This is a genomic window from Amycolatopsis japonica (genome assembly GCF_000732925.1).
Lineage (GTDB): Bacteria > Actinomycetota > Actinomycetes > Mycobacteriales > Pseudonocardiaceae > Amycolatopsis > Amycolatopsis japonica.
Genome location: NZ_CP008953.1, coordinates 710,760 through 734,335, shown reverse-complemented (window position 1 = coordinate 734,335; position 23,576 = coordinate 710,760). Strand labels below are relative to the sequence as shown.

The 23,576-nt window shown below is 69.8% G+C and carries 29 protein-coding genes and 1 tRNA gene; 17 read left to right on the top strand and 13 right to left on the bottom strand.

Going from position 1 to position 23,576, the window contains the following annotated elements; all coding sequences use genetic code 11:
* Positions 1-66 precede the first annotated feature (66 nt).
* The 10 genes from AJAP_RS03700 (at position 67) to AJAP_RS03655 (ending at position 8,480) form a co-directional block, all read left to right on the top strand.
* Positions 67-139: transfer RNA gene (locus AJAP_RS03700), tRNA-Ala, on the top strand.
* 282 nt (positions 140-421) lie between these two features.
* Positions 422-2,686, top strand: a complete 2,265-nt coding sequence (locus tag AJAP_RS03695; RefSeq protein WP_267284134.1) for a helix-turn-helix domain-containing protein — start codon at positions 422-424, stop codon at positions 2,684-2,686.
* A gap of 120 nt (positions 2,687-2,806) precedes the next feature.
* On the top strand, positions 2,807-3,754 hold the full coding sequence (locus AJAP_RS03690) for a hypothetical protein (protein WP_174491994.1): 948 nt from the start codon (positions 2,807-2,809) through the stop codon (positions 3,752-3,754).
* Positions 3,751-4,077, top strand: a complete 327-nt coding sequence (locus AJAP_RS03685; RefSeq protein ID WP_038508169.1) for a hypothetical protein — start codon at positions 3,751-3,753, stop codon at positions 4,075-4,077. The genes AJAP_RS03690 and AJAP_RS03685 overlap by 4 nt, the downstream gene beginning before the upstream one ends.
* On the top strand, positions 4,074-4,781 hold the full coding sequence (locus tag AJAP_RS03680) for an ESX secretion-associated protein EspG (RefSeq protein ID WP_038508168.1): 708 nt from the start codon (positions 4,074-4,076) through the stop codon (positions 4,779-4,781). Before AJAP_RS03685 ends, AJAP_RS03680 begins: the two co-directional genes overlap by 4 nt.
* A 34-nt stretch (positions 4,782-4,815) precedes the next feature.
* On the top strand, positions 4,816-5,163 hold the full coding sequence (locus tag AJAP_RS03675) for a YbaB/EbfC family nucleoid-associated protein (protein ID WP_038508166.1): 348 nt from the start codon (positions 4,816-4,818) through the stop codon (positions 5,161-5,163).
* Complete coding sequence (locus AJAP_RS03670) at positions 5,160-5,477, top strand: WXG100 family type VII secretion target (protein WP_038508165.1); 318 nt, start codon at positions 5,160-5,162, stop codon at positions 5,475-5,477. The genes AJAP_RS03675 and AJAP_RS03670 overlap by 4 nt, the downstream gene beginning before the upstream one ends.
* On the top strand, positions 5,474-6,235 hold the full coding sequence (locus AJAP_RS03665) for a hypothetical protein (protein ID WP_051972333.1): 762 nt from the start codon (positions 5,474-5,476) through the stop codon (positions 6,233-6,235). Before AJAP_RS03670 ends, AJAP_RS03665 begins: the two co-directional genes overlap by 4 nt.
* 11 nt (positions 6,236-6,246) lie before the next feature.
* A complete protein-coding gene (locus tag AJAP_RS03660; protein ID WP_038508163.1) occupies positions 6,247-7,359 on the top strand; it encodes a serine hydrolase domain-containing protein in 1,113 nt (370 codons plus the stop codon).
* Between the two features lie 125 nt (positions 7,360-7,484).
* Positions 7,485-8,480 (top strand): phage baseplate protein, encoded by a 996-nt coding sequence (locus AJAP_RS03655; RefSeq protein WP_038508162.1) that lies wholly within the window; start codon positions 7,485-7,487, stop codon positions 8,478-8,480.
* Here the strand turns inward: AJAP_RS03655 and AJAP_RS03650 are convergent.
* Genes AJAP_RS03650 through AJAP_RS03635 form a run of 4 tightly spaced genes read right to left on the bottom strand, consistent with a single transcriptional unit; the run spans position 8,456 to position 11,357 of the window.
* Positions 8,456-9,709: an MFS transporter gene (locus AJAP_RS03650; RefSeq protein WP_038508160.1), complete on the bottom strand. Its 1,254-nt coding sequence runs from the start codon at positions 9,707-9,709 to the stop codon at positions 8,456-8,458. The genes AJAP_RS03655 and AJAP_RS03650 overlap by 25 nt on opposite strands.
* On the bottom strand, positions 9,706-10,053 hold the full coding sequence (locus tag AJAP_RS03645; RefSeq protein ID WP_038508158.1) for a VOC family protein: 348 nt from the start codon (positions 10,051-10,053) through the stop codon (positions 9,706-9,708). Before AJAP_RS03645 ends, AJAP_RS03650 begins: the two co-directional genes overlap by 4 nt.
* Positions 10,050-10,211, bottom strand: coding sequence for a hypothetical protein (locus tag AJAP_RS03640; protein WP_016337362.1), 162 nt, complete (start codon positions 10,209-10,211; stop codon positions 10,050-10,052). The genes AJAP_RS03645 and AJAP_RS03640 overlap by 4 nt, the downstream gene beginning before the upstream one ends.
* 9 nt (positions 10,212-10,220) lie before the next feature.
* A complete protein-coding gene (locus AJAP_RS03635) occupies positions 10,221-11,357 on the bottom strand; it encodes an MFS transporter (RefSeq protein ID WP_038508156.1) in 1,137 nt (378 codons plus the stop codon).
* Between the two features lie 77 nt (positions 11,358-11,434).
* On the opposite strand from AJAP_RS03635, the gene AJAP_RS03630 reads away from it, so the two are divergent.
* Positions 11,435-11,992 carry a helix-turn-helix domain-containing protein gene (locus AJAP_RS03630; RefSeq protein WP_038508154.1) on the top strand — a complete coding sequence of 186 codons (558 nt, stop codon included), beginning with the start codon at positions 11,435-11,437 and terminating at the stop codon, positions 11,990-11,992.
* Positions 11,993-11,995: 3 nt separating this feature from the next.
* Here the strand turns inward: AJAP_RS03630 and AJAP_RS03625 are convergent, their stop codons facing one another.
* Genes AJAP_RS03625 through AJAP_RS03615 form a run of 3 tightly spaced genes read right to left on the bottom strand, consistent with a single transcriptional unit; the run spans position 11,996 to position 14,434 of the window.
* Complete coding sequence (locus AJAP_RS03625) at positions 11,996-12,403, bottom strand: VOC family protein (protein ID WP_038522339.1); 408 nt, start codon at positions 12,401-12,403, stop codon at positions 11,996-11,998.
* A gap of 5 nt (positions 12,404-12,408) precedes the next feature.
* A complete protein-coding gene (locus AJAP_RS03620) occupies positions 12,409-13,806 on the bottom strand; it encodes a pyridoxal phosphate-dependent decarboxylase family protein (RefSeq protein WP_038508153.1) in 1,398 nt (465 codons plus the stop codon).
* Positions 13,799-14,434: a class I SAM-dependent methyltransferase gene (locus tag AJAP_RS03615; RefSeq protein WP_084098025.1), complete on the bottom strand. Its 636-nt coding sequence runs from the start codon at positions 14,432-14,434 to the stop codon at positions 13,799-13,801. The genes AJAP_RS03620 and AJAP_RS03615 overlap by 8 nt, the downstream gene beginning before the upstream one ends.
* Before the next feature lie 176 nt (positions 14,435-14,610).
* Here AJAP_RS03615 and AJAP_RS03610 point away from each other — a divergent pair, with 176 nt between their 5' ends.
* The 3 genes from AJAP_RS03610 to mscL all read left to right on the top strand — a co-directional run bounded on the left by AJAP_RS03610 (position 14,611) and on the right by mscL (position 16,174).
* The gene (locus tag AJAP_RS03610) at positions 14,611-14,922 is read left to right on the top strand and encodes an FmdB family zinc ribbon protein (protein ID WP_037340509.1); all 312 of its coding nucleotides are present in this window, start codon (positions 14,611-14,613) and stop codon (positions 14,920-14,922) included.
* A gap of 115 nt (positions 14,923-15,037) precedes the next feature.
* Entirely contained in the window at positions 15,038-15,679 is a 642-nt protein-coding gene (locus AJAP_RS03605) for an SAF domain-containing protein (RefSeq protein ID WP_038508150.1), read from the top strand.
* Positions 15,680-15,769: 90 nt separating this feature from the next.
* Entirely contained in the window at positions 15,770-16,174 is a 405-nt protein-coding gene (gene mscL, locus AJAP_RS03600) for a large-conductance mechanosensitive channel protein MscL (protein WP_038508148.1), read from the top strand.
* 6 nt (positions 16,175-16,180) lie between these two features.
* Here mscL and AJAP_RS42815 read toward each other — a convergent pair whose 3' ends face one another.
* On the bottom strand, positions 16,181-16,354 hold the full coding sequence (locus AJAP_RS42815) for a hypothetical protein (RefSeq protein WP_174491993.1): 174 nt from the start codon (positions 16,352-16,354) through the stop codon (positions 16,181-16,183).
* A 55-nt stretch (positions 16,355-16,409) separates the two neighbouring features.
* Between AJAP_RS42815 and AJAP_RS03595 the strand changes: the two genes are divergently transcribed.
* Positions 16,410-16,688 carry a hypothetical protein gene (locus AJAP_RS03595; RefSeq protein WP_038522333.1) on the top strand — a complete coding sequence of 93 codons (279 nt, stop codon included), beginning with the start codon at positions 16,410-16,412 and terminating at the stop codon, positions 16,686-16,688.
* Here the strand turns inward: AJAP_RS03595 and AJAP_RS03590 are convergent.
* On the bottom strand, positions 16,685-17,185 hold the full coding sequence (locus tag AJAP_RS03590) for a MogA/MoaB family molybdenum cofactor biosynthesis protein (RefSeq protein WP_005155592.1): 501 nt from the start codon (positions 17,183-17,185) through the stop codon (positions 16,685-16,687). The two genes, AJAP_RS03595 and AJAP_RS03590, sit on opposite strands and share 4 nt — an antisense overlap.
* A gap of 122 nt (positions 17,186-17,307) precedes the next feature.
* Here AJAP_RS03590 and AJAP_RS03585 point away from each other — a divergent pair, with 122 nt between their 5' ends.
* Both AJAP_RS03585 and AJAP_RS03580 read left to right on the top strand, forming a co-directional pair.
* Positions 17,308-18,369: an NAD-dependent epimerase/dehydratase family protein gene (locus tag AJAP_RS03585; protein WP_038508147.1), complete on the top strand. Its 1,062-nt coding sequence runs from the start codon at positions 17,308-17,310 to the stop codon at positions 18,367-18,369.
* Positions 18,370-18,440: 71 nt separating this feature from the next.
* Positions 18,441-19,244 (top strand): MBL fold metallo-hydrolase, encoded by an 804-nt coding sequence (locus AJAP_RS03580; RefSeq protein ID WP_038508145.1) that lies wholly within the window; start codon positions 18,441-18,443, stop codon positions 19,242-19,244.
* Between the two features lies 1 nt (position 19,245).
* Here the strand turns inward: AJAP_RS03580 and AJAP_RS03575 are convergent, their stop codons facing one another.
* From AJAP_RS03575 to AJAP_RS03560, 4 genes are read right to left on the bottom strand one after another with little or no spacing between them, the layout of a single operon-like run.
* Complete coding sequence (locus tag AJAP_RS03575) at positions 19,246-20,412, bottom strand: serine hydrolase domain-containing protein (RefSeq protein ID WP_038508143.1); 1,167 nt, start codon at positions 20,410-20,412, stop codon at positions 19,246-19,248.
* A 53-nt stretch (positions 20,413-20,465) separates the two neighbouring features.
* Complete coding sequence (locus tag AJAP_RS03570; RefSeq protein ID WP_037340497.1) at positions 20,466-21,515, bottom strand: sensor histidine kinase; 1,050 nt, start codon at positions 21,513-21,515, stop codon at positions 20,466-20,468.
* Positions 21,512-22,210, bottom strand: coding sequence for a response regulator transcription factor (locus AJAP_RS03565; protein WP_037340495.1), 699 nt, complete (start codon positions 22,208-22,210; stop codon positions 21,512-21,514). The genes AJAP_RS03570 and AJAP_RS03565 overlap by 4 nt, the downstream gene beginning before the upstream one ends.
* Positions 22,211-22,220: 10 nt before the next feature.
* Entirely contained in the window at positions 22,221-23,561 is a 1,341-nt protein-coding gene (locus tag AJAP_RS03560; RefSeq protein ID WP_038522331.1) for a hypothetical protein, read from the bottom strand.
* Positions 23,562-23,576: the final 15 nt, after the last annotated feature.

The following is a 23,576-nucleotide window of genomic DNA, read 5'->3' as shown; positions in this document are numbered from 1 at the left end:
GCGTTTCGGGGCTCCATGAGCCACTGATAGGCTCATGGAGCTCCAAACGAGGGGCAAGCTTCACCAGGGGCTGTAGCGCAGTTGGTAGCGCGTCTCGTTCGCATCGAGAAGGTCAGGGGTTCGATTCCCCTCAGCTCCACAGTTCGAAAGACCCGCACTTTCTGAAAGTGCGGGTCTTTCGCGTTTCACGGCCGCCCGGTTTTCTTGCCGATTTCGTCACGAAACATACCGGAATCAACGAATACGAAAGAGCGGATTCGCGCGGGTACCGACCAGGCTTACTGTCTCCCGTTCGTGGCCGGTCCGCTACTAAGATGATCACCAGTCGCACAGCGCATCTGGAGGGACGTCGCCCGTGGCCGGTCGGTTCGGCGTTCTCCTTCGTGACGCCCGCCGCCGGGCAGGTCTGACTCAGGAGGGCTTGGCCGCCCGCGCGGGGGTCGGGGTGCGGACCATCCGCCGTCTCGAAACCGGTGGGGGCACCGACCCGCGCGTCGGCACCGTGACGTTGCTCGCCGACGCACTCGGCATCACCCCGCAGGAACGCGCCGACCTCCTCGCCGCCGCCGACGGCAGGCAGCCGGACGAGCCCGTCGAAGCGCCGCCCGAGGACACCGTCGAAACACCGGTGGTTCCGGCCCCTTCCCTCGTCATCGTGCCCGAAGAGGTGACCGAAGCGGCCGACCATCTGGCCACGATCATCGCCACCCGCCTCCGGCGCGAGGAGGAATTGCGCCGCGTGCACGATCCGTTCCCCCTGCCCGTGCGGTGGCGGATCGCGGCCGACCTCGCCGACCACTGGGACAACATCTGCCGCGTTCCGCACGGGGTGACCGCCGCGCCGCTCGACCTGTCCGGCGAGATCGGCGACATCGCGGACATCTACCGCGGCATCCCGTCACGGAAACTGGTGATGCTGGGCCGCGCGGGAGCGGGCAAGACCGTGCTGACGCTGCGTTTCGCGCTCGACGCGCTGGCCGTCCGGAATCGCGGCGGCGTCGTGCCGGTCATCTTCACCATCGGTTCGTGGGACCCGACCACGACACCGTTTCGCACGTGGCTCGTCGAAACGCTTCAGCGCGACCATCCCGGGCTCTCCGCCGAGGCTCCCGGCGGCTCGACGTTGGCGGCCGTGCTGGTCGACACCGGGTACATCTTGCCCATCCTCGACGGCTTCGACGAGATCGCCGAGGGGCTGCACCGGGCGGCGCTCGAAGCGCTCAACTCCCTGTCCGGTCCGCTGTTCCTGACCAGTCGTTTCGACGAGTACGAGCGTGCGGTCACCAACGTCCACACGCTGACGTCGGCCGCCGTCGTCGAGCTGACCGACCTCGGCGTCGACGACCTCGCCGGTTACCTGCCCCGAACGGCGCGACGCGTCACTCCCGGCGGAACGGCCACGGCGTGGGATCCGGTCTTGGCCGCGTTGCGCGACCCCGAAGCGCCGGCCGCGAACCTGGCCACGGTCCTGAAAACCCCGCTCATGGTCGGGCTCGCCCGTACGGTCTACAGCGACTCGCGCGACCGCGATCCGGCAAGTCTGCTGGACACCGACCGCTTCCCGACGGCGCAGGCGCTCGAGGAGCATCTGCTCGACACCTTCGTCCCCACCGTCTGGGAGGCCGGCGACGTCCGGCAGCGCTGGGATCTCGAACAGGTCCGCCACTGGCTGGGCTTCCTCGCCGACGACCTCGACCGGAGGGAAACCGGCGACCTCGAATGGTGGCGGATGGGTGGCTCGCTGACCCGTTGGTCGCGTGTCCTCCTGGTCACGGCCTCCACCTGGCTGACCACGGCGCTCGTCATCTGGTTCGTGTTGAGCCCGCTCAATTCCCTCAGTTCCGGCCTGCCGTTCCGGTGGCCCGTCGTCCTCGTCGACGGGCTGGCCAGCGGGGCCGTGATCGCCGTTCCGTTCGGTCTGCTGTATTCGTTCCTGGTGGTCCGCAAGGCCGGGTCCCTCGAACCGACGCGTGTGCGGGTGCGGCTGTTCGACCGGCGGGCACGCCGGCCCCGCCTCCGGCGAAGGATCGCGGTCAGGTTCGCGGCGGGTGTGGCGGGCGGCGTGCTGGCGGCCGTCGCCGTCACCCTTGTCGGCGTCTTCGTGAGGGCGCTGTCGCCGGATCTCGTCGTCATCGACGATCTCGGCCATCTCCTCCGCCTGATCCTGGTCGACGTCACCGTTTTCGAGCTCGCCTTCGGCCCTGTCTGCGGCGGGCTGCTGGCACTCCTCACCCTTCTCCAGGTACCCGCCAATCTGACCACCGCCACCAGCCCCGCCGATCTGCTCGCGGCGAACCGCTCGACCGTGCTGCGCGTCGTCGGGTTGTTCGCGCCGGTGCTCGCGATCGCGATCGGCCTCGGCAGTTTCGGAGCCGCGGCAGCGCTGGAGAGCATCACGGGCCCGTCCTTCCACCTCGTGCGCTCGTTCAGGGTCAGTGCTCTGCTCGGCCTCACCGCGGGGCTCGTCACGGCCTTCGCGTACGTGATCACCTTCACCGCGTGGGGCCAGTGGCTGGTCTTCACCCGCTTGCGGCTCCCCCTGCTCCGCAAGCTGCCGTGGGCCGTCACCGCGTTCCTGGACGACGCGTACCGGCGAGGGGTGCTGCGCCAGTCCGGCGCCGTCTACCAGTTCCGGCACGCCCGGTTGCAGCAGCACCTCGCGAAGGCCTACCGCGCCCAGCTCTAGGGCCTTTTCGCAGCTCAGCCCCACCGGCCGTAAATGGCCGCCGCTCGACCTTCCGGCTCCGGCACGCCCGCCGCCAGCATGGGTCGCATCGACAAGCGGTCAGTGGGAGGGGGAACCGGGGTGAGCACCGAGACCGCGCCGGAGGGCGAGGTGAACTGGGAGGCTTACAGCCACGAAGAGCTGCACGGGATGCTGTGGCAGGACGCCGACGTCACGGACGTCAGCACGATCGCCGCGGACTGGTCCGGGCACCGGGCGGCCTTGGTCAACCACGCCGAGGTGCTGCGCGAACAGCACACCGCGCTGCTGGACGGCTGGCGCGGCAGCGGCGCGGAGGAGGCGGCCCGGCGGCTTCTCGTGCTCGCCGACCGGGTGGAGAAGATCGCGGAGCTCGCCCACGCCGGCGAGCGGGCCGCGCAACAGGCGGCCGACGCGCTGGCGTGGGCCAGGGCCACGATGCCCGCCCCGGCGGACGACCCGGCCGTACCGATGACGAGCATGTTCGTGGACTGGACCTTCGGCGGAGCCGGTTTCAGCTTCTACTCCGACACCGGCACGGCCGATCTGCGGAAGCAGCGCGCCGTCCAGACCATGCGGACCTACGAGTCGAGCCTGACGAATTCGAGCAGGCTGATCGGGCAGGCACAGGGCACGATCCCGGCCGCCTCGACCATGCCGGGCGGTGGCGACACCACGGTGAGCGCCTCGGCCTCCTCGCCGGAGCGCACCACCCCGAGCGGGTCTTCGTGGCAGCGCCTCACCGGCTCCGGCGGGCTCGGACAAGTCCCGGCCGGCGCCTTCGTGAACCCGCTCGCGAACGGCGTGCGAGTGGGGGCGGCGGCGTTGCCGGTCGGTCCCGGCGCGATGGCGGCGCAGACGGCCGCCGAACCGGCCGCGACGCGCACCGGCGCCGTGGGTCAGCCGGCTCCGGTCGGCGCTGGCACGCATGGCCGGTCCGACGAGGACGACCACACGAACCAGCTGCCGACGATCGACCACGCGCTGTTCCCTCTCGCGGAACCCGCCAGCGAGGCGGTCATCGGCCTTCCCCGGCAGGAGTGGCGATGAGCGCGGGGCGCGGCATCGAAGTCGAGCTGGACCTGCTCGACGCGCGCATCACGACGCTGGCCGATCTCGGCGATCTCACCGCCGATCTGGTGGCCACCGCGAGCAGGCTCGCGGAACGGCTGCCGATGCTGGGAACAGCGCCGCCCGCGGCGTACCTGGCGAACCGCCTGCGGGAAGCCGCGGGAGGCTCCGGACTCGCGGGCGAGGTCAAGGCCGCGGAACGCGAAGTCCGGGAATACCAGCAGATGCTGGCGTCCGCCAAACGCAAGTACCAAGAGCGGGACCAGCGCTCCGGCGACGAGCTCAGGGGGCAAGCCTCGTGACGCCGTTCGACGAACACGGCAGCCGCTTCGAACTCGCGGAGCTCGATCTGCTCGCCACCTTCGCCGGAGTACCGCTGCCGTTCCCGTTGCGGATTCCGTCGTTCGGCCGGATCGCGGGCGAACGCGAGGTATCGCTCAGCGCCGCGGGTGGTTCGCTGGCCGAGCGTGGCCTCGCCACGGCGGACGGACCCGCCGGCCTGGCCGGGGCTCTGGTCGCCGCGCTGCGCGGGTACCACGGCTCGGTCGATCTGGTGCTGGCCCACAAGGGAAGCTTGACGGGGTTCGCGGCGATGATCCACGAAGACCGGGCGGTCCTGTGTGGACAGACGCTCGGTGGCGCGCCGAGCCCGGTGACCGTCATGAGGGTCGCGTACGACGCGGTGGCCGACACGCTCTCCGGGCTCCTTCCCGAGGTGCCTGCCGCACCGACCCTGCCGATCACCTTGTCTCCGGGGGCCGCCGGGGACGGCCCGGCCGCCGAAGCGCTCGCCACCGTGCTGCCTTCGCTGACGGGACGCGGCCAGCTCGGTGTCGTGCGCCGATCGGGCGCCGAGAAACGGCCGCTCGAACTCTCCTGGTTGGACGGTCCTTCGGGAAGAGTCCGGATCGACCACGACGACCGCGGCTGGGTGAGCGTCAATCCGTTGCGGCACAACGAACTCGTTCACGCACTACGCGAGGCGGCGGCACTGGCCAGCCAGTGACGACGCGTTCCATCGAACAAGGAAGGGGAACACCATGGAGCCGGCACAATGGCTCGCCGACTACCGAGACCGGCTCGAACGCGCCGCGGACGGCGCGCGCCAGGCTCGGGAAAGTCTCGAACAGGCGGGGGCGACGGCACGCTCACCCCGGGGTGAGGTCACCGTTTCGGTCAACGCGGCGGGGGTGCTCGAGGGTGTCGCTTTGACGCCCGCCGCGCGCAGACTCGAAGCCGACGCGCTCGCCGTGTTGATCGTGACCACCGCACGCGAGGCCCAGCGTCTCGCCGGCGAACGGATGGCCGACGTGATGGCCGGGTATCTCGGCGACGGCCCGGCACTCACCCGGCTCACCCGGCACCTCTCGCCGGAGGTCGTGCGATGACCGCGGAACGGTCCTACACCGTCGATTCCGACCAGTTACGCCGGCACGCGGGCCGGCTCGCCGCGCATGCCGACCAGTTGTCGTCACTCGGCACGGCACTGCCCGGTGAAATGCCGCCGACGGCGCTCGGACCGTTCGCGCAGTGCTTCACCGCGGGCATCGGCGCCGCGATGAGCCGGACGAGGGACGCGTTCGCCCGCACCGCGTCGGTCATGGACGACGTCGGCGGAGGCATGCGGAGGGCGGCCGGGATGTATCAGAGCACGGACGAAGAACACGCCGCCCGCCTGAACCGGGACGGAGGCGCACGATGACGACGGCGGTGGAGGTCAGCACCGCGCTCGCGAACCTGCGTATCGCGCGGGATTCCGTCGGCGGCAAGGAATGGCTGTCCGCGGAGCTCAGCGGCGAACCGGCCGTCTCACTCGACATGCTCGGCTCGACGGCGAGCCCGTTGTCCGCGCTGAGCAGCGCCGGGTGCGACTTCCTGACACCGATGATCTCGTTCCTCGAAGAGCCGCTCGGGCAGCTTCGCGGCGAGCCGGGGTCGGTTTCGGCTCCCTCCGCCGAGCACGACCGGGTCTCGCGGGGCGCGAACTCCGTCGCCGAGGACTACGGCTCCACGACGGAGAACGAGACGAGCGAATGGTCCGGGGACGCCAAGCGGGATTACACCGCGACGGCGACGAAGCTGGTCGACGGGATCAAAACGGTCGCAGAGGCCGCGGCGACCAACGCGAAGGCGATCGTCGCGGCCGGTGAGGTGGTGGCGCAGGCCGTCGACATCGTCACCCGCCTGATCACCGAGGCCGTCGGGAAGATCGTGCCGATCATGACGAGGGCCATCGCGGCGGCGCCCGCGACGTTCGGGGCCAGCATCGCCGAGGCGATCCCGGAGTGTGTGGCGATCGCCGTCGAACACGGCGGCCGGATCGCGGCGAAACTCGGCGAACTGCTCGTCAGCGGCGAAAACCTCGTGAAATTGCTCGAAGGCGTCGCCGGTGTGCTCGACGTCGTCGAGAAAGGCCTCACCGCGATCGGTGACGCCTCGGCGAACTCCGAAAAAGACTGAGGGAGAAGAGAATGGGAACGAAGACCCAGCGGATCGCCGGTGTCGCACTGGCCGTCGCGCTCGCCGTGCCGGTCGCGCCCGCGGTGGCGGCCGAGACCGGCGATCACGCCGCCGTACAGACCATGCTCGACCGCTTCCAGCGGAAGGCGGGCCCCGGCGCGGCCGTCCACGCCGGCGACGGCCAAGGCTCGTGGACCCTGTCGAGCGGCTCGGCCACCACCCCCGGGCAGCGGCCCATCACGGCCGGCGACCATTTCCGGGTCGCCAGCCAGACCAAGACCTTCACCGCGGCCGTCGTGCTCCAACTGTTCGACGAGGGGATCGTCGACCTCGACGCTCCGATCGAGCGGTACCTGCCCGGCGTCGTCACCGGGAATTACGACGGCACCGTCATCACCGTGCGGCAGCTGCTCAACCACACGGCGGGATTCCCCCACGACCCCGCCGGCGCGAAGACCAAACCGGACGGCACGTTCGACCTGGCCACGCTCGTGCGGGCCGCGATGGACGACAAACCGGTCTCCGCGCCTGGCGCCTACCATTACTCCAACGTCGGCTACCTGGTGCTCGGCCTGCTGATCGAGAAACTCACCGGGAAATACGTCGGTGACGCGATCACCGAGCGGATCATCGAACCGCTCGGGCTGACCGAAACCTCGTTCCCGCCGCCGGGAAAGCGCACGCTCACCAGTCCGTATCTGCCCGGATACCAGGGTTTCCAGCTCGGTGGCGCCTACTTCTGGGTCGATATGACGACCTCGTTCGAGCTCTCGAAGTGGAGTGCGTCGGCCGCGATCGAATCCACCTTGACGGATCTCGCGAAGTTCGACCGTGCGCTCGTTTCGGGCACGGTCGTCTCGCCGAAGGCCCTCACGGAGATGCGCACCGTCGTGCCGTGGACGCCGGGTTCTCCCGCCGGGTACGGCCTCGGGCAGTTCAGTATCCAGTTGTCCTGCGGCGGCGTGGCCTGGGGACACGACGGTTCCCTGCCGACCGGGCACGCGTCGCTGACACTGGCCACCGACGACGGCTGGTTCGCGTCGGTCGTGACCAACACGAACCAGCTCCCGACCGACCCGAGCGCCATCGACGTCGCCAACGCCGCCCTGTGTGAGGGGAGGTAGATCGGTGACCCCGGCATCGCTCAGTCGCTTCGCGGTGCCGGGGTCACCGCCGGGTTTGTACGAATCTTGTACGAGCGTGAACAACCTTCGATCGGGACCGCGAAACCCGACGAAGGCGAGCGCCCATGTCCGAGCAGCTGCCCACGGACCCCGTCCGGTCCCCGTTCTCCCGGCGCTCGCTGCTGCGGGCCGGTGGTGGTCTCGCCGCGACGACGGCGCTGCTCGGTACCGGCGCGGTGTTCGCCGGACCGGCTTCGGCCGCGGTGCCTGCGTCCAAGCGGTTCGACCTCACCAAGCCGTCCTATGACGAGTTCCGCAGCAAGATCTTGCACGAATCGCACCACGTGATGCAGGGCTTCGCGTTCGATAACCAGAACGTGCGCATCTTCATCGTGAACGCCCGCAACGGCGGGACCGGCGACGACCTTTGTGTCACCCAGGTCAACTTCTCCGGTGAGATCCAGGGCTCGATGCATCTGAACAACGCCGGGCACGGGGTGTCGATCGGGGTCGAACCGGTGGGCACCGACTCCTACATCTGGATGGAATGCGACTCGGACGACCCCACGAGCGCCGGCCGCGGGACGGCGCTGGCCCGGTTCAAGTTCGTCAACGGTGGCACGCCTTCGGTGAAGAAGTTCCTCACCGGCAGCGACACGATCACCTGCGCCACCGATCCGATCAACAAGCGGATCGCGGTACGCCGCAAGGAAAACGGCAAGATGTTCTACAGCGTCTACCCGCTCGCGTCCGCGGCCGCCGGTAACTTCAGTTCGCCGCTGGCGCATTTCGCGCAGCCCGCGCTGTCGACCGTGCCGGTGACCTTCCAGGGCTACACCATCTACGGTCAGTATCTGTACACATTGGACGGTACGGGACACGCGGACCCCGCCGACATCAACTCCTACGTCACCTGCATCGACATGAACACGGGCACCGTGAAGAGCCGCGCATTGACCAAGGCGGGGCAGTCGCTGGTGTTCCGTGAGCCGGAGGGTCTCGGGATCTACCGGAGCCTGGCCGGGGAAACCCGGCTGTACATGGGCTTCGGATCGCGTAGCAGCATGGACAACATCAACCGCTACGCGAACCTGTTCTACAAGAACGTCCTCATCGACTGACGACTCGCGGCGAACGCGGCCGCCGCCAGGGCGGCCGCGAAAAGCCCGTACGAGGCCGACAATCCGGTGCTTGAGGAACTCAAGGCGCCACCGACGGCCCTACCCAGCAATTGCCCGACACATTCGGCGGTGATGACGGCGGTCGCCAGTTCGGCGGCGGTGAAACCGCTCGCGTCCGCCGTCGTGGCCCTGATGTACAGGCCCGGGTAAGCGAGTCCGACGCCGATTCCGGCGACCGCCCAGGCGACGAGGGCTATGGCGAACGAACCACCGAAGGCCACGGCCGCGGTGCCGAGAGCGGTCAGGCTCAGGCCCACGACGGGAAAGCGCGCCGAGGAGAACTTGGCCGCCACCAGGCTGGTCACCGCCCAGCCGAGCGGAGCGGCACTCAGGACGATCGCCGCTTGCCCGAGGCTCAGCTGGAAACCGCTCGTCAGGAGCACGGTGATCAGGCTGTCCGCGCCGAAATAGCCGATCGCGAACAGCACCATCGCGCCGAGCGCGGCGGGGGTTCCCGGCCGGAGCCGTGCGGTGCCCGGCGGCAGGATCGCGATCATCCCGGCGGCGGTGATCGCCGCCCCCGCGAGCGCGAGCGGCCAGAAACCCGCGCTGAACACGGCGATCGCGGCTCCCAGTGGCACCGACAGCGTCTGCAGCAAGGGCCGTGAAGCGGCATCGGGTGCGTCGCCGCGCGCGGCACGCACGACCAGCAAGCGTCCAAAAAGGACGAACGGCACCGGAAGCAGCAGGGTCCACCGCCAGCCGACGAGATGTTCCAGGCCGAGGGTCGCGGCCGGGCCGACCAGTGCGGGCACGATCCACATCGCCGACGACGCCGCGATCACGCGGATCCGCAGCCGGTCGTCGAGATGCCGGATCGCCGAGCTGACACCGAAAATCGCCAGGAGGCCGCTGGCGAGCCCGGCGGAGAACTGGCCGAGGGCGAACATCCACGCCGTCCGTGCCGACGCGGCCAGGGTGAGCCCGCCGAGGTAGGCGATCATCCCGACCGCGAGCGTGCCGCGAGGGCCCAGCCGGCCGAGGACCCTGCTAGCCAAGGGAAGCGCGACGAACAACCCCAGCGTCGAACCGGCGATCAGGAGACCGAGGTCGCCCCTCGCGTCGAGATCGCCGGCGACGACGGGCAGCAAGGTGGAGGCGACGAAACCGGTGACGGCGGCCGCGAATTCGAGCGCGACGATGCCGACCGCCAGCCGGATTCCGGTCATGTGTAGAGGTCTCGGTCGTACCGGTTCAGCTGTACCCAGACCCCGTCCGGATCTTGGACGCGCAGCGAGTGACCGTAGCCCTCGTCCATCGGCGGGCCCGGTTCGAATCCGGCTGCCCGCAAGCGTTCCGCGACGTCCTCCAGTGGTTCGTCGACTTCGAAGGCCAGCTCACAGCGGCCGACGTCTTCGCCGGACGACCGGTGGATGGCCAGCATCCCGGCCTCGGCGGGCATTTCGACCCAGCCGCCGGGGCGCGACACCGGCCCGGTCCGCAGGCCGAGCACCTCGTAGAACCGGGTCATGGCCTCGACGTCCGCGCTGTAGCGGATCGGCATGATCTTCATCGCTCGCGTTCCTCACTGGTCCGCAACAGGTATTCCTCCAGCACTCGTTCGACGAACGACGAGAGCGACTCGTCCGCGTCGACGGACGCGTGCTTCACCCGCTTGATGAGGTCGGGCGGCAGATAGACGTTGAATTGCCGTTTCTCGACCTGAGCCATGCTCGCATGCTAGCAAACGAGCACAAGCAGTACCGTGACCAGCGCCAGACCCGCGCCGATCCACGGGATGGCGGCCAGCGAAGCGCCCAGGTTCAGCGCCCCGGCGGCGAAGGCGGGAGTGAGACTGATCCCCAGTTGGAAGGCCGAGACCGTGGTCGCGCCTGCCAGAGTCGGGGCGGACGCGGCGATCGTGAAGACCCGCCCGTAGAGCGCCGGATTGAGCACGAAGGCCGCGATGCCCAGCAAGAACACCGTCGGCACGACGACCCAGACGGAAGTGGCGAAAAGAGCGAGTATCGCCGAGAAGACCGCGATGCCGACGCCGCCGCCGAGCAGCGCGTGGCGCGGGCGGCGGTCGGAGATCCGGCCGCCGATCGACAGTCCGGCGAAGGCGCCGATCCCGAACAGCGCGAGGACCGCGGGGATCCAGACCGCGGGAACGACGTCCTCGAGCATCGCCGCCAGGTAGTTGAAGGACACCATGTACGCGGCGGTGCTCAGGATGGTGATCGCGTAGACGCCCCAGAGGCGCGGCGTCCGCATGGCGCGCAGCTCCCCCGAAAGGCTGGGTTCCGCCGAAGGCGCGGTGGCGGGCAGGCCGACGGCGCACGCGACCACGCCCACGACGGTCAGCGTCACGACTCCCCAGAAGCCGCCGGTCCAGTCGGTGAGGTTGCTCAGCAGCGTGCCCACCGGTCCCCCGGCCACCATGGCGACGCTGAGCCCGGCGACGACGACGCCGGAGGCGCGGGCGTTGCGGTCGGGGGTCACCAGGCTGATCGCGGTCACGGTGGCGACCGCGAAGAACCCGGCGTAGGCGAGACCGGCGACGAACCTGGTGACCAGGAGGATCCAGTAGTCGTCGGCGAGCAGGCCGACGGCGATGGCTGCGGCGAAGGCGGCCTGCGTGGTCATCAACGCCGTACGCCGAGGCCATTTCAGGCTGAGCACGGCGAACGGCGGGCCGCCCAGGACGACACCGAGCGCGAACGCGGTGATGAGCGCGCCCGCGGAGGACAGGGAGACACCGAGATCGGCGGCGACCGCGGGCAGGACCCCGGCCATCAGGAACTCGGCGCTCCCCATCGCAAACAGGCTGAAGGCGAGGAGGTAGACCCCGGCGGGAAGGCGTTTCGTCTCGATCATGGCGCCAGCATCGGGAGATTCTGGCTGTTTCGGCAAAGAACTTTGCCGGAATCGGGACGAGCTGCTCTGCTGGCCGCATGGAGAGCCAACCCGCCGTCACCGCGGCGATCGAACTGATCGCGCCCCGGCTGCGCCGCGCCAGGGACAAGAAAGGCACGACGCTGGTGGAGCTCAGCCGCGCCACCGGCATCTCCACCAGCACCCTGTCCCGCCTCGAATCCGGACAGCGCAAGCCGAGCCTCGAACTGCTGCTGCCGGTGATCGCCGCGCTGGGCCTGCGCGTCGACGAGATCGTCCCCTCACCGAGGGTGCTCGAAGTGCCTTCGGACGGCCGGGCGCTCATCCCGCTAACACGGCACGAGGACGGGCCTCGCGCCTACAAGATGACGATCCCGGCGAGCGACGACGAGCCCCGCACCCGAACCCACACCGGCCGCGAATGGCTTTACGTGCTGCGAGGCAGGCTGCGGCTCGTGCTCGGCGACCAGGACGTCGTACTCGGTCCCGGCGAGGCCGCCGAATTCGACTGCCGGACGCCGCATTGGTTCGGCGCCACCGGCCGCGGGCGGGTCGAGGTGCTCAGCCTCTTCGGCGAACAGGGCGAGCGGATCCACGTCCGCGCCCGCACCCGATGAACGTCAGACGCGCTGCTGGATACGGATCAGGTTCCCGGACGGGTCGCGGACGGCGCCGTCACGCAGGCCGTACGGCTGGTCGGTCGGCTCCTGGATGATCTCGGCGCCCGCCTCCTGCAGGTGCTTGAAGAGGCCGTCGAGGTCGTCGGAGGAGAACAGGATCCCCGCGTAGGTGCCCTTGGCCATCATCTCGCTGATCACCCGGCGTTCGTCGTCGGTGATGCCCGGGTCGACGGCGGGCGGGTGCAGCACGATCGACACGGGCTGCCCCGGCGGGCCGACGGTGAGCCAGCGCATGCCGTCGTAGCCGACGTCGTTGCGCACCTCGAAACCGAGGAGGTCGCGGTAGAAGGCCAGTGCGGCTTCGGGGTCGGTCTGAGGAAGGAAGCTTCCGTGAATGGCGATGTCCATGACGGTCACGCTAGGTGAGACCGGTTCTCGACGCTTCTCGATTCCTGATCGCTCTTCCGTGCCGCCTTGATCGCCTCGACACTGCGATCGACGTCCGCTTCGGTCGTGCTCCAGTTCGACACGGAGATGCGCATCAGGCGCCGTCCGTGCCAGGTGGTCGCGCCCATCCAGCACTCGCCGGACCGCTGGAGGGCTTCGACGACGCGGTCTGTATCGCCGTCGAAGGCGACGAGCACTTGGTTCAGCACCACGTCGTTCACAACGGTGACGCCCTCGCACGCCTCGAGTTTCCCGGCGAACCTCCTGGCCAGCGCGCAGCATCGTTCGACCATCTCGGCGATGCCCTCGCGGCCGAGCTCGCTGAGCGCGGCCCACGTCGCGAATCCCCGCGCCCGGCGGGAGGACTCCGGCACGAAGTCGCCCGGCGCTCGCACCCCGTCGGCGCCCTGGCCGGTCAGATAGGCAGCGGTCACCGCCATGGCAGCCCGGTGCGACTCAGGATGGGCGCAGAACGCGTAGCCGCTGTCGTACGGGACGTTGAGCCACTTGTGCCCGTCGACCGCCCAGGAGTCGGCCCCGTCCAGGCCCGCGGTCCATCGCCTGAGCGTGGGAGCGGCGGCCGCCCAGAGCCCGAACGCGCCGTCGACGTGGACCCACGCGTCGTGCCGGCGGGCGATCTCCGTCGCGGCGGCGAAGTCGTCGAAAGCGCCGGTGTTCACGTTCCCGGCCTGGAGGCAAACGATTGCGGGCCCGTCGAGCGTCCTTTCGAGATCGGCGATGTCGATGGCACCTTGGCCGTTCGCGCGCACCGGCCGCACCGCGTCGGTGCCCAGGCCCAGCAAGCGGAGCGACCGGTCGATCGACGCGTGTCGCTCCTCTCCGGCGACGACCCGCAGAGGCGGCGCCCCCTGCAGTCCCCGGCGCTCGACGTCCCATCCCGCCCGTGCCAGCAGGTGATGCCGGGCGGCGGCCAGGCCGACCGTGTTCGCTCCCTGTCCGCCGGTCACGAAGCCGAACGAGGCACCGGCCGGGAGACCGAGGACCTCCTTGAGCCATTCGCCCGCCACGTCCTCGACGATCGCGGCGGCGGGCGAGGTGACCTGGTTGAACGCGGGCTGGTCCCATCCGGTCGCCAGCATGTCGGCCGCGGTCGCGGCGTCGAGCGCGCCACCGGTGACGAAACCGAAGTACCTCGGCCCGGTGTTCGCCACCAGCGCCGGCTCGACGGCGTCGGCCAGCCGCCGGATCACGTCGGCGGGCGGGGTGGGCTTTTCGGGCAGTTCGCCGAGCTTCTCCCGGACGCCCGTCGTGTCGTCCGGGAAGACCGGGGCGTCGGCGACGCTTTCGCGGTATCGGGTGACGCGGGCGGCGACGTCGGCCAGGAGATCTCGCAACTCACTCATCCGACGGCTCTCTTTCGATCGTCGCGAACCACGCGGGAGCGCCCTCTTCGTCGTGGAACCTCGTCCGGACGCGCTCCTCCACGATGGCCTTCACACGCCATCCTGCCCCGAAGGGCTTTGTCAGCGCTTCACGTTTTACCGGGTGGGGCCCGGCGTTCTCGCCGTCGCTGAAGCACAGGATGTAGAGCGTCCCCTTGGTGACCGCTTCGAGGCTCTTGGCGTACGCGACGCGCTCGTCCGCGTCGAAAGCGTGGAAGAGCCCGCAATCGAGCACGGTGTCGAACCGCCGCCCGAGCCGCTCCAGGTGAAGCGCGTCCGCCGTCAAGAATTCGGCGTCGAGCCCGAGCTCGCTCGCCCTTCGCCGTGCGATGGCGAGGGCCGTCTCGGCGACATCGACGCCCAGCACCGGAAGCCCTCGCGACGCGAGATGAAGCGCGTTCTCGCCCGACCCGCAGCCCGCGTCGAGCACCGTGCCGGTGAAGCTTCCCGCCGCCCGCACGACCGCGGGCTGGGGTCCGCCGAAATCCCAGGGGGCGGGGCCTTCGAGGTACGAGGCGTCCCAGGGCAGGCCGGTCATCCGCTCGTGACTGGTCGGGTTCCTGCCGCCGAACGGATCGTCTTCCGACATGGTGACCGCCCTTCCCGCACTCCGGCGTGGCACGACATCACGAGCTTAGGCGCGACGGCCGTGACCAGGGCGTCATGTGACCTTGGGAAACCTTGTTTGACCTGCGTCGGAATGCCCCGGTACCGTTAGGCGTTAGCACTCTTGTCGGCTGAGTGCCAATGCACGAAGGAGCAGCAGTGCCCACCTACCAGTACGCCTGCAAGGAATGCGACCACGCTTTCGAGGCCGTGCAGTCGTTCTCCGACGCGAGCCTGACCGTGTGCCCGCAGTGCTCGGGACCGCTTCGCAAGGTCTTCAGCTCGGTCGGCGTGGTCTTCAAGGGCAGCGGTTTCTACCGCAACGATTCGCGCGACTCGAAGGCCAACACGACCGCGGCCCCGGCCAAGACCGAGACGAAGTCGGAGTCGAAGACCGAGTCCAAGTCGGAGACCAAGAGCGCGGCATCCTCCTCCACGGGTACGACGAAAACGGCCGCCGCCGCTTCCTGACGTCCCGAGTTGTCCACAGGCCCCCGGTTATCCACAGCCGGGGGTTTTCGTTCTTTCCAGGGCCGCGTACCGCCCCTAGCGTCGAGATCATCACCGATCGACGAGGGGGAATCCCGTGCTCCACGCTCTGCCCGTCCTGCGAAGACTTCGCGGCAGGCCCGCGCGACTGCTCCGCCGCTGGCTTGCCCTGTCCCTGCTGCTCAGCGGCCTGGTCGCGCTCTTCCTTCCCGCTTCCGCACGCGGTGCGCCCGGCACCGCCACCGTGGTCTCCGCCCGCGACCTCCCGGCCGGGTCGGTGCTGCGCGCCGGCGACCTGAAGCTCGTCGACCTCCCGGACGACGTCCGTCCACAGGGCGCCATCGGCCTGCCCGCCACGGTGGAGGGACGGCTGCTCGTCGGTGCGGCGCGGGCGGGTGAACCGCTGACCGACGTCCGCCTGCTGGACGCGGCCATCCCCGGATCGGGTGATCCCGAGAGTTCAACTGTCCCGGTGAGGCTCGCCGACGCCGGCGTCACGGAGCTGCTCAGGCCGGGCCAGCGGGTCGACGTCGTCGCGGCCGCCGAGGCCGGGCGCGAAGCGTCTGTGCTGGCCAGCATGGCTGTCGTGGCGGCCGTGGGGGCTCAGGCGGCCCGCGACCCGACGGCTCCCAGTGCCGGGAGCACGGGACCTTTGGTGCTGCTTTCCCTGCCTTCCGCGATCGCGACACGAGTCGCCGCCATCTCGCTGGAACGGTCCATAACGGTTACCCTCCGCTAGCTCGCGCCTGCCCATGGCGGCGGGCGCCTGCGTCCCCCCGGTATGGAACGGGACGGTCGGCGAACCGTCCCAGGTGAAGAGGAGAGCGTCTTGCTCAAGGGTTTCAAGGACTTCCTGATGCGCGGGAACGTCGTCGACCTCGCGGTCGCGGTGGTCATCGGCGCCGCGTTCACCGCGATCGTCACGGCCTTCACGAACGGCCTGATCAAACCGTTGATCAACGCCATCGGCGGGTCGGACGCCGCCAAGGGGCTGGGGTTCAACATCCTCAGCGCGAACGACTCGACGTTCATGGACTTCGGCGGCGTGATCAACGCGGCCATCAACTTCGTGATCGTGGCCGCCGTCGTCTACTTCGTGATCGTGCTGCCGGTCAAGCACGTCCAGGAGCGGCGCAAGCGCGGCGAGGAGGCGGGCCCGGCGGAGCCGACCGACGTCGAACTGCTCACCGAAATCCGCGACCTGCTCCGCGCGCAGCAGAACCGCCAAAGCTGACCCGGTTCACCGGTCGTGATGAGGCGGCCGGTTCTCCAGGAACCACGAGTCGGAGTCCGGGGTGCGCCGCCCCGGCTCTCGCTCGTCGGAGGTCGTGTCCGGCAGGACGTCGCCGAAGATCTCGTCGACCCGTCGTTTCGCCGCCGCGGCGGAGCGCTTGTCCTCGTCTTCACCTGGCATGACGTCCATTTTCGCACCGGTCGCGAGGTCCGCCGACCGGTGGGACCATCAGCGCATGAGCATTGTCGACAAAGCGAAGGGGCTGGCCGCTCAGGCCATCCACAAAGCGGAAGAGGTCGCGGGCGAAGTCCGCGAGAAGGCCGGGCCGCTGGCCGAGAAGGCGGGCGACGTCGCGGCCAAGGGAGTCTCGGCGGCGTCTGCCGGGGCGAACAAGGTCACCGGTGGCCGGTTCGAGGACAAGATCGGCCACGTCACCGAGAAGATGGAGGGAGTGTTGCACCAGGACAAAAAGGGCGAGCCCGGGACAGAGCCCGGACCCGCGCCCAAGAATTAAGCCTCTTCGAGCCCGGACAGCTCGTCGATCACGTACGGCACCAGCGACGAGAGCGTCGCCATGCCGTCGCGGACGGCCGCGCGTGAACCCGCGAGGTTGACCACCAGCGTGCTGCCGGAGACGCCGACGAGCCCGCGGGAGATGCCCGCGTCCACCGCGCCGGCGGCGAGGCCGGACGCGCGCAGTGCCTCACCGATGCCCGGGATCGGGCGGTCGAGCACACCGGCCGTCGCGTCGGGTGTGCGGTCGCGCGGGGAGACCCCGGTGCCGCCGACGGTGATCACCAGGTCGGCGCCGCCGATCACCGCGGTGTTGAGCGCGTTGCGGATCGCGGCCGTCTCGGCCTCGACCACGACGACGCCGTCGACGATGAATCCGGCCTCTTCGAGCAGCTCCGTGACCAACGGTCCCGTGTTGTCCTCGTGTTCGCCGTGGGCGACGCGATCGTCCACGATGACCACCAGTGCGCGGCCCAGCCGTTGTGCGCTCCGTTCCATAGGCACACCGTATCCGGTTTCGGCTGATCTTCGCTTCGGCGGTGCCGCGTAGTTGTGACGATTCCCTGACGTAAGCCGGTGATCCGGCGCCGCCGCCGGAAATCGCCCCTAGCGTCGGAGCGGTGCGAACACTGATAACCGGCGGGGCCGGGTTCATCGGCTCCCACATCGCCGATCTGCTGTCCGATCAAGGCCACGAGGTGGTCGTCCTCGACAGCCTCCTCGGCACCGCGCACGGTTCGCCGCGCCCGCCCGGGTACACCGGCCGCCACCGGTTCCTGCGTGGCGACGTCACCGACACGGAGCTGGTCGCCGAGTTGCTGGACGGCGTCGACGCGGTCTGCCATCAGGCGGCCGTCGTGGGACACGGGATCGATCCGTCCGACGCGCCGTCGTACGCGCTGAACAACGACTACGGGACGGCTGTGCTGCTCGCGGCGATGCACCGGGCGAAAGTGCGGAAACTGGTGCTCGCCTCGTCGATGGTCGTCTACGGCGAGGGGCGGTACGAGTGCCCCGTCCACGGGATCGTCGCGCCGTCGGCGCGGAAACAGTCCGATGTGGATGCCGGACGTTTCGAGCCCACGTGCGCGGCATGCGGCGCCGAGCTCGGCTGGCGGCTGGTTCCCGAAGACGCGCCGTTGCAGCCGCGGAGCACCTACGCGGCCACGAAGCTCGCCCAGGAACATCTGGCGGCGGCGTGGGCCCGGCAGACCGGCGGAACGGTCTGGGCTCTGCGCTACCACAACGTCTACGGGCCACGGATGCCGCAGAACACCCCGTACGCGGGTGTCGCGTCGCTGTTCCGTTCTTCGCTTTTGCGCGGTGAGGCGCCGATCGTGCTGGAGGACGGCAAGCAGCAGCGCGACTTCGTGCACGTCCACGACGTGGCGAGGGCGAACGTCCTGGCGCTGGGCACCGACGGCCCCGAAGGCGACCTGACGCCGCTGAACATCTGTTCCGGGCAGCCCCACTCCGTGGGCGAACTCGCCGAGGAGCTCGCGAAGGCCTGTGACGGGCCTGCCCCGAAGATCGCCGGCGGTGCCCGTCCCGCCGACGTCCGGCATGTCGTCGCGGATCCCGCCCGCGCCGAACGGCTCCTCGGCTTCACCGCGCGAGCGGGTTTCGCCGAAGGCATCGCCGGTTTCGCCACCGCTGAGCTGCGGGAACCGGTCGGTTCCTGAAACCGGGAACAGACCGGGCCCCCGGCCGGTTGTCGTTCCCGGCAACGGAATCGACTTTTTTGGGGGTTTTGGTGGGCATCACCGTCGGAGACATCGAGATCGAAGCGCTCGGGGACGGCCTGATCCGGCTGCCGCTCGCGTTCTTCCCCGGTCTCGACCCCGAAGCCCACCCGGACGTCTTCGACGAGGACGGCACCGTGCACGTCCCGACCGGCGCGTACCTGATCCGCGGCAACGGCCGCACGATCCTCGTCGACACCGGCCTCGGCCCGCGCGAATTCGCCTTCCCGCCGGGGATGACGCCCGCCAAGGGCGACCCCACCCCGCCGATGGGCACGGGCGGCGACCTCGCGGCCGCGCTCGACAAGGCCGGATGCCCGGTGGACGAGATCGACACCGTCTTCCTCACCCACCTGCACAACGACCACATCGGCTGGATCGCCCCCGAAGGCGACCTGACCTTCCCCGATGCCCAGGTCGTCTTCGGCCAACTCGACTGGGACGCGCTGATCGCACCCGCCGGGACGGGCGAATGGAGCCGCGTCGGGATGGAGACCGCCCGCGGCGCGGGGCTGACCGAGGCGATCAGCGGCGACGACGTCGAGATCGCGCCCGGGATCGTGGCGCGGCACGCCCCCGGGCACACGCCCGGCCATTACGTCCTCGACATCACCGCGGACGACGAGCGTCTCCTGCTGCTCGGCGACGTCCTGCATACTCCCGCGCAGCTGACGGACTCGCGGGTCGGCTTCCTCGGCGACGTCGACCCGGATCTCGCTCTCCGTACCCGGCAACGCTTTCTCGCCGAAGCGGAAGAGACCGGCGCGATCATCGCGCCGGCCCACTTCCCTGACATGGGGTTCCTGCGGCTCTGAGCTACTTGCCGCAGAGCACCTCGTCGGTGAGCAGCTGGTCCGCCTTGTTGTAGGCCTGCCCCAGATCGGCCGCCGAGTCGCCGTAGGTCATGGACAACTCGAAGGTCCGGCTGCCGTCGGCCGTGCTGGCCATCACCGTTCCGAAGCCGTGGAAACCGCCCATTCCCTTGAGGACGGTGCCGCAGCTCGCTTCCTGGACGTACAGCCCAAGTCCGTAGCCGCCCTTCGGGTGCGGCTTGCGCATCTCGGCGAGCAGCGGGGCGGGCAGCAGCTTTCCGCCGAGCAGTGCGGAGAAGAACGTGTGGAGGTCCTTCGTGGTCGAGATCAGTTCACCGGCGCTGGACGCCCACGACGGGTTCTGGTTCGTGATGTCGACCGTCTTCCACTGCCCGGGCTTCTCCTCGTAGCGGTAGTAGCCGTGGGCGTGCGGCCCGGGGATGCCCGGCCAGGTCCCGGGCACCACGGTGTCCCGGAGTCCGAGCGGCCGGAAGATCCTCCGCTGAAGCTCGTCGCCGTAGGGGCGGCCGGTGACCTTCTCGATCACCAGCCCGGCGAGGACGTAGTTGATGTTCGTGTACGTCCAGTCCGTTCCCGGCGCGAACAGCGGCGGCTTGGACAGGCCGAAGCGCACCAGCTCCTCCGGCCGGTAGGTGTGGTACCGGTTGTCCAGGAACTCCTTGCCCGTCAAGGGGATTCCGGGCACGATCGTGCCGTCGGGCAGCATCGCCCCGGTGTAGTCGAACAGGCCGCTGGTGTGCTGCAACAACATCCGCACGGTGATCCGCCGGTCGAGGCCGAACTCGGGCAGATACCCGGCCACCGGCGCGTCCAGGCCGACCTTGCCCTCCCCGACCAGCTGCAGCACGGCGGTGGCCACGAAGGTCTTGGTGTTGCTGCCGATCCGGAACCGTCCGTTGGTCGGCGGCTTGGCGGCCGAGCCCAGCTCGCGCACCCCGGCGCTGCCGGTCCAGTCACCTCGCGCGTCGTGCACCCGCAGTTGCGCGCCGGCGAAACCGGAGGCGGCGATGCCCTCGACCATCGCCCGCAGCTCCGGCCGGTCCCGTCCGTTGTCCGCGGCGGCCACGCCGGGGGTGACCCCGGCCAGCAGGGCGGCCGCCACCGCGGTGATCGCCGTCCGCCGGAAGAATCGCTTCGCTGAAGTCGTCATGGCGGCAACGATCGCCGTCCGCGCTGACACCGCGGTGACACGCCGCTGACACGTCAGGGCATGGCGAGCGGAAGCCGGACCTCGAACCGGCAGCCGGGTCCGTGGTTCTGGACGCCGATCCGGCCTCGATGGGCTTCCACCAGGCCTTTCGCGATCGCGAGACCGAGTCCGCCGCCGCTCGCCAGCCCACCGCGTTCGGGTGTCCGCGCCCGCGTCCCGCGGAAGGCGACGTCGAAGACGCGGCCGATCTCGTCGTCGGGGATCCCGCCGCAGCCGTCGGAAACCGCGAGCAGCGCCTCGCCGCCTTCGATGCCGATCTGGACGGCGACCGTCCCGTCCGGCGGGGTGTGCCGCACGGCATTGGACACCAGGTTGCGCACGATCCGCGCCAGTTCCGGGTCGCTGCCGGAAACGACCGGCCACACGTTGGCGTACTCGATCATGCGTACGCGTTTCTGGTCGGCGAGCGGCGCCTGCGCGGCGACGGCGTCGCTCACGACGTCGCGCAGCGGCACCGCGGCCATGGTCAGCTGAAGCGCGCCCGCGGTGATCCGCGAAAGCTCGAACAGGTCACCGACCATGCCGGACAACCGCGTGGTCTCCCCGCTGATCCGCCGCGCGTAACCGGTGACCTCGATCGGGTCGGCGACGACGCCGTCCGCGACGGCCTCGGCCATCGCCTGGATGCCGGCCAGCGGGCTCCGCAGGTCGTGGCTGATCCACGCGACCAGTTCACGCCGCGACGCCTCGGCCGCGCGCTCCCGTTCCCGTGCCTCCCGTTCCCACACACTGCGGCGCGCGATCGCGCGGCCGAGCACGAGCGCCGCCGGTACGGTCACGAGCGCGACCAGCAGACAGACCAGGGTCATCGTGGTCAGCGCCGGGGTGAACATGAACCCGCTGATCCCGAGCACCGCGATCAGCGTCGCGAGCACCGGGATCAGCACGAGGATCGTCATCGTGCTGGCCAGCGAACCGTGCCGGAGCAGGTACAGGGCCAGCCCGCCGAGCAGCACCACCGGCAACGCGAACATCAGCGCGAACGGCAGGATGTGCCAGGCGTGCGCCAGCATCTCGCCGAGCGACTCCCCGGAGCCGATCATCGCCGCACCGGGTCGTACCGGTAGCCGACGCCCCACACGGTGGCGACGCGGACGGGTTTCGCCGGATTCTTCTCGATCTTTTCCCGCAGCCGTCTGACATGGACGGTCACGGTGGACTGGTCGCCGAAGTCCCAGCCCCAGACCTTCTCCAGCAGATCGGCGCGGGAGAACGCCACGCCGGGATGGGTGAGGAAGAACGCGAGCAGATCGAATTCCCGGCTCGTCAGGGGAAGTTCCACACCGCCGAGGGCGGCCTGCCGGGCCGACATCTGCAGCGCGAGGTCGCCGTCGGTGATCACGCGGGCGGCCGGTTCGGGGCGCGGCATCCGCGCCCGCCGCAGCACCGACGCCACCCGCAACGCGAGTTCCTTGGGGCTGAACGGTTTCGTGACGTAGTCGTCGGCGCCGAGCTGGAGTCCGGCGATGCGGTTCTCCTCCTCGCCGAGCGCGGTCAGCATCACGACCGGCACCTGGCTCACCTGCCGCAGGCGGCGGCACACCTCGAGCCCGTTGAGCCCGGGCATCATGACGTCGAGGACCACCAGATCCGGCCCGGTCGTGGAGAACAGCCGCAGCCCTTCGGTGCCGTCCCCGGCGACGTCGACCTCGAAGCCCGCGACCTCCAGGTACCGCCGGACGACGTCCCGCACGGTCTCGTCGTCGTCGACGACGAGCACCCTGCCCTGTTCTGTCATGCCATCCACCTCACCAGCTCGTCAGCACCAGATGGTTCACCACCAGCGCCGTGGCCGCCGACGCGGCGAGCCACCACCGCCGCCCCTTCGACGGCAACAGCGCCACCGCGGGCAGCAGCCACACCTCGAACGGTAGCCAGATGCGTTCGACCTCCGCCTTCGACAGGCCGGACAGGTCGGCGAAAGCGATCGTCAGCGCCGCGGCCAGCACGATCAACGTGACCGGCTCGCGGAACGACCGTTTCGGCTCGGCCAGGAAGTCCGCGCCCGCCCGTCGTGTCCCGGCGATCACGGCGGGGCCGATCGCGATCAGCACCGCCGCGATATCCGCCCACACCCAGTAGGAGTACGGGCGCAGCGTCGCGATCCCCTGGTAGTAGCGCTCGACGACCAGGTGATAGCCGTCGAGCCACCAGAAACCCGTCAGCGCGAACGCCAAGACGACCACGGCAACGCCCGCCGTGGCGACGAGCAGGATCCGCCACTCGCGGGTGAGCACGACGACAGCCAGCACGAGCACGCCCAGCAGCACGAGACCGTACGAGAGAAAGAGCCCGAACCCGAGCAGCAGACCGCCGGGAAGCGCGAGGATCCGCCGTCGCTTGGCGAGCGCCAGCAGCGCGATCCCGGTCGCCGTGACCCCCGCGAAGAGCCCGTCCGCGGACACCCCGATCCAGATCGCGCCCGGAGTGAGCACCGCGAACGGCAGGACCGTCCTCGCGGCGTCCTCCCGGCCCAGCGCGGCGAGCGTCACCGGCACCGCGACCACGGCCAGGCAACCGACGAGCACGACGACCGTCGAAGCCCACGCGCCGCCCTGCAGGCCGAGCCGGTCGAGCCAGACGAAGACCAGCGTCGCGCCCGGCGGATGCCCGGAAACGTGCGTCGTCCACGAATTCGGCTGGAAGTCGAGGATGCGCGAGGAGAATTCGTTCAGCATCGCCGGGATGTCGGTGATGCCCGGAACCTCGTGCAGGTACTCGTGTTCCGTGGTGAGCCTGCCGGTGAAACCGCGCGCCCAGCCGTCGATCATCGCCAGCGAGAACGTCCACAGCAGCGCGGTCACGTAGCCGAGCGCGAGCAGCGGACGCCATCGCAGCCGCGCGGCGAGCGAGGGACCTTTGGTGACGACGAGGAGCGCGAGCACCACGGTGGCGACCGAACCCGGCCCCACATGCGGCAGCCACAAGCCGAACAGCGGCGGCGCGAACGCGTAGATCACCACGCCGGAACCGGGACGGTTGTAGTAGAGGCCGACGCCGATCGCGGCGGCGACCACGAGCATCGCCAGCCCCACGGCGATCAGATCGGCCCGGCGACCGGTACGGGACGGGGCGGTGACAGTGGACATCACCGGCACCGTAAC

Coding starts and splice junctions, on each gene's coding strand:
- AJAP_RS03615 (WP_084098025.1), bottom strand. CDS start 14,434: ATGTCGGAAGACGATCCGTTCGGCGGCAGGAACCCGACCAGTCACGAG.
- AJAP_RS03655 (WP_038508162.1), top strand. CDS start 7,485: ATGTCCGAGCAGCTGCCCACGGACCCCGTCCGGTCCCCGTTCTCCCGG.
- AJAP_RS03560 (WP_038522331.1), bottom strand. CDS start 23,561: ATGTCCACTGTCACCGCCCCGTCCCGTACCGGTCGCCGGGCCGATCTG.
- AJAP_RS03625 (WP_038522339.1), bottom strand. CDS start 12,403: ATGGACATCGCCATTCACGGAAGCTTCCTTCCTCAGACCGACCCCGAA.
- AJAP_RS03645 (WP_038508158.1), bottom strand. CDS start 10,053: ATGAAGATCATGCCGATCCGCTACAGCGCGGACGTCGAGGCCATGACC.
- AJAP_RS03570 (WP_037340497.1), bottom strand. CDS start 21,515: ATGATCGGCTCCGGGGAGTCGCTCGGCGAGATGCTGGCGCACGCCTGG.
- AJAP_RS03675 (WP_038508166.1), top strand. CDS start 4,816: ATGGAGCCGGCACAATGGCTCGCCGACTACCGAGACCGGCTCGAACGC.
- AJAP_RS03635 (WP_038508156.1), bottom strand. CDS start 11,357: ATGATCGAGACGAAACGCCTTCCCGCCGGGGTCTACCTCCTCGCCTTC.
- AJAP_RS42815 (WP_174491993.1), bottom strand. CDS start 16,354: ATGCCAGGTGAAGACGAGGACAAGCGCTCCGCCGCGGCGGCGAAACGA.
- AJAP_RS03630 (WP_038508154.1), top strand. CDS start 11,435: ATGGAGAGCCAACCCGCCGTCACCGCGGCGATCGAACTGATCGCGCCC.
- AJAP_RS03590 (WP_005155592.1), bottom strand. CDS start 17,185: ATGGAACGGAGCGCACAACGGCTGGGCCGCGCACTGGTGGTCATCGTG.
- AJAP_RS03595 (WP_038522333.1), top strand. CDS start 16,410: ATGAGCATTGTCGACAAAGCGAAGGGGCTGGCCGCTCAGGCCATCCAC.
- AJAP_RS03640 (WP_016337362.1), bottom strand. CDS start 10,211: ATGGCTCAGGTCGAGAAACGGCAATTCAACGTCTATCTGCCGCCCGAC.
- AJAP_RS03660 (WP_038508163.1), top strand. CDS start 6,247: ATGGGAACGAAGACCCAGCGGATCGCCGGTGTCGCACTGGCCGTCGCG.
- AJAP_RS03670 (WP_038508165.1), top strand. CDS start 5,160: ATGACCGCGGAACGGTCCTACACCGTCGATTCCGACCAGTTACGCCGG.
- AJAP_RS03565 (WP_037340495.1), bottom strand. CDS start 22,210: ATGACAGAACAGGGCAGGGTGCTCGTCGTCGACGACGACGAGACCGTG.
- AJAP_RS03620 (WP_038508153.1), bottom strand. CDS start 13,806: ATGAGTGAGTTGCGAGATCTCCTGGCCGACGTCGCCGCCCGCGTCACC.
- AJAP_RS03575 (WP_038508143.1), bottom strand. CDS start 20,412: ATGACGACTTCAGCGAAGCGATTCTTCCGGCGGACGGCGATCACCGCG.
- AJAP_RS03685 (WP_038508169.1), top strand. CDS start 3,751: ATGAGCGCGGGGCGCGGCATCGAAGTCGAGCTGGACCTGCTCGACGCG.
- AJAP_RS03650 (WP_038508160.1), bottom strand. CDS start 9,709: ATGACCGGAATCCGGCTGGCGGTCGGCATCGTCGCGCTCGAATTCGCG.
- AJAP_RS03665 (WP_051972333.1), top strand. CDS start 5,474: ATGACGACGGCGGTGGAGGTCAGCACCGCGCTCGCGAACCTGCGTATC.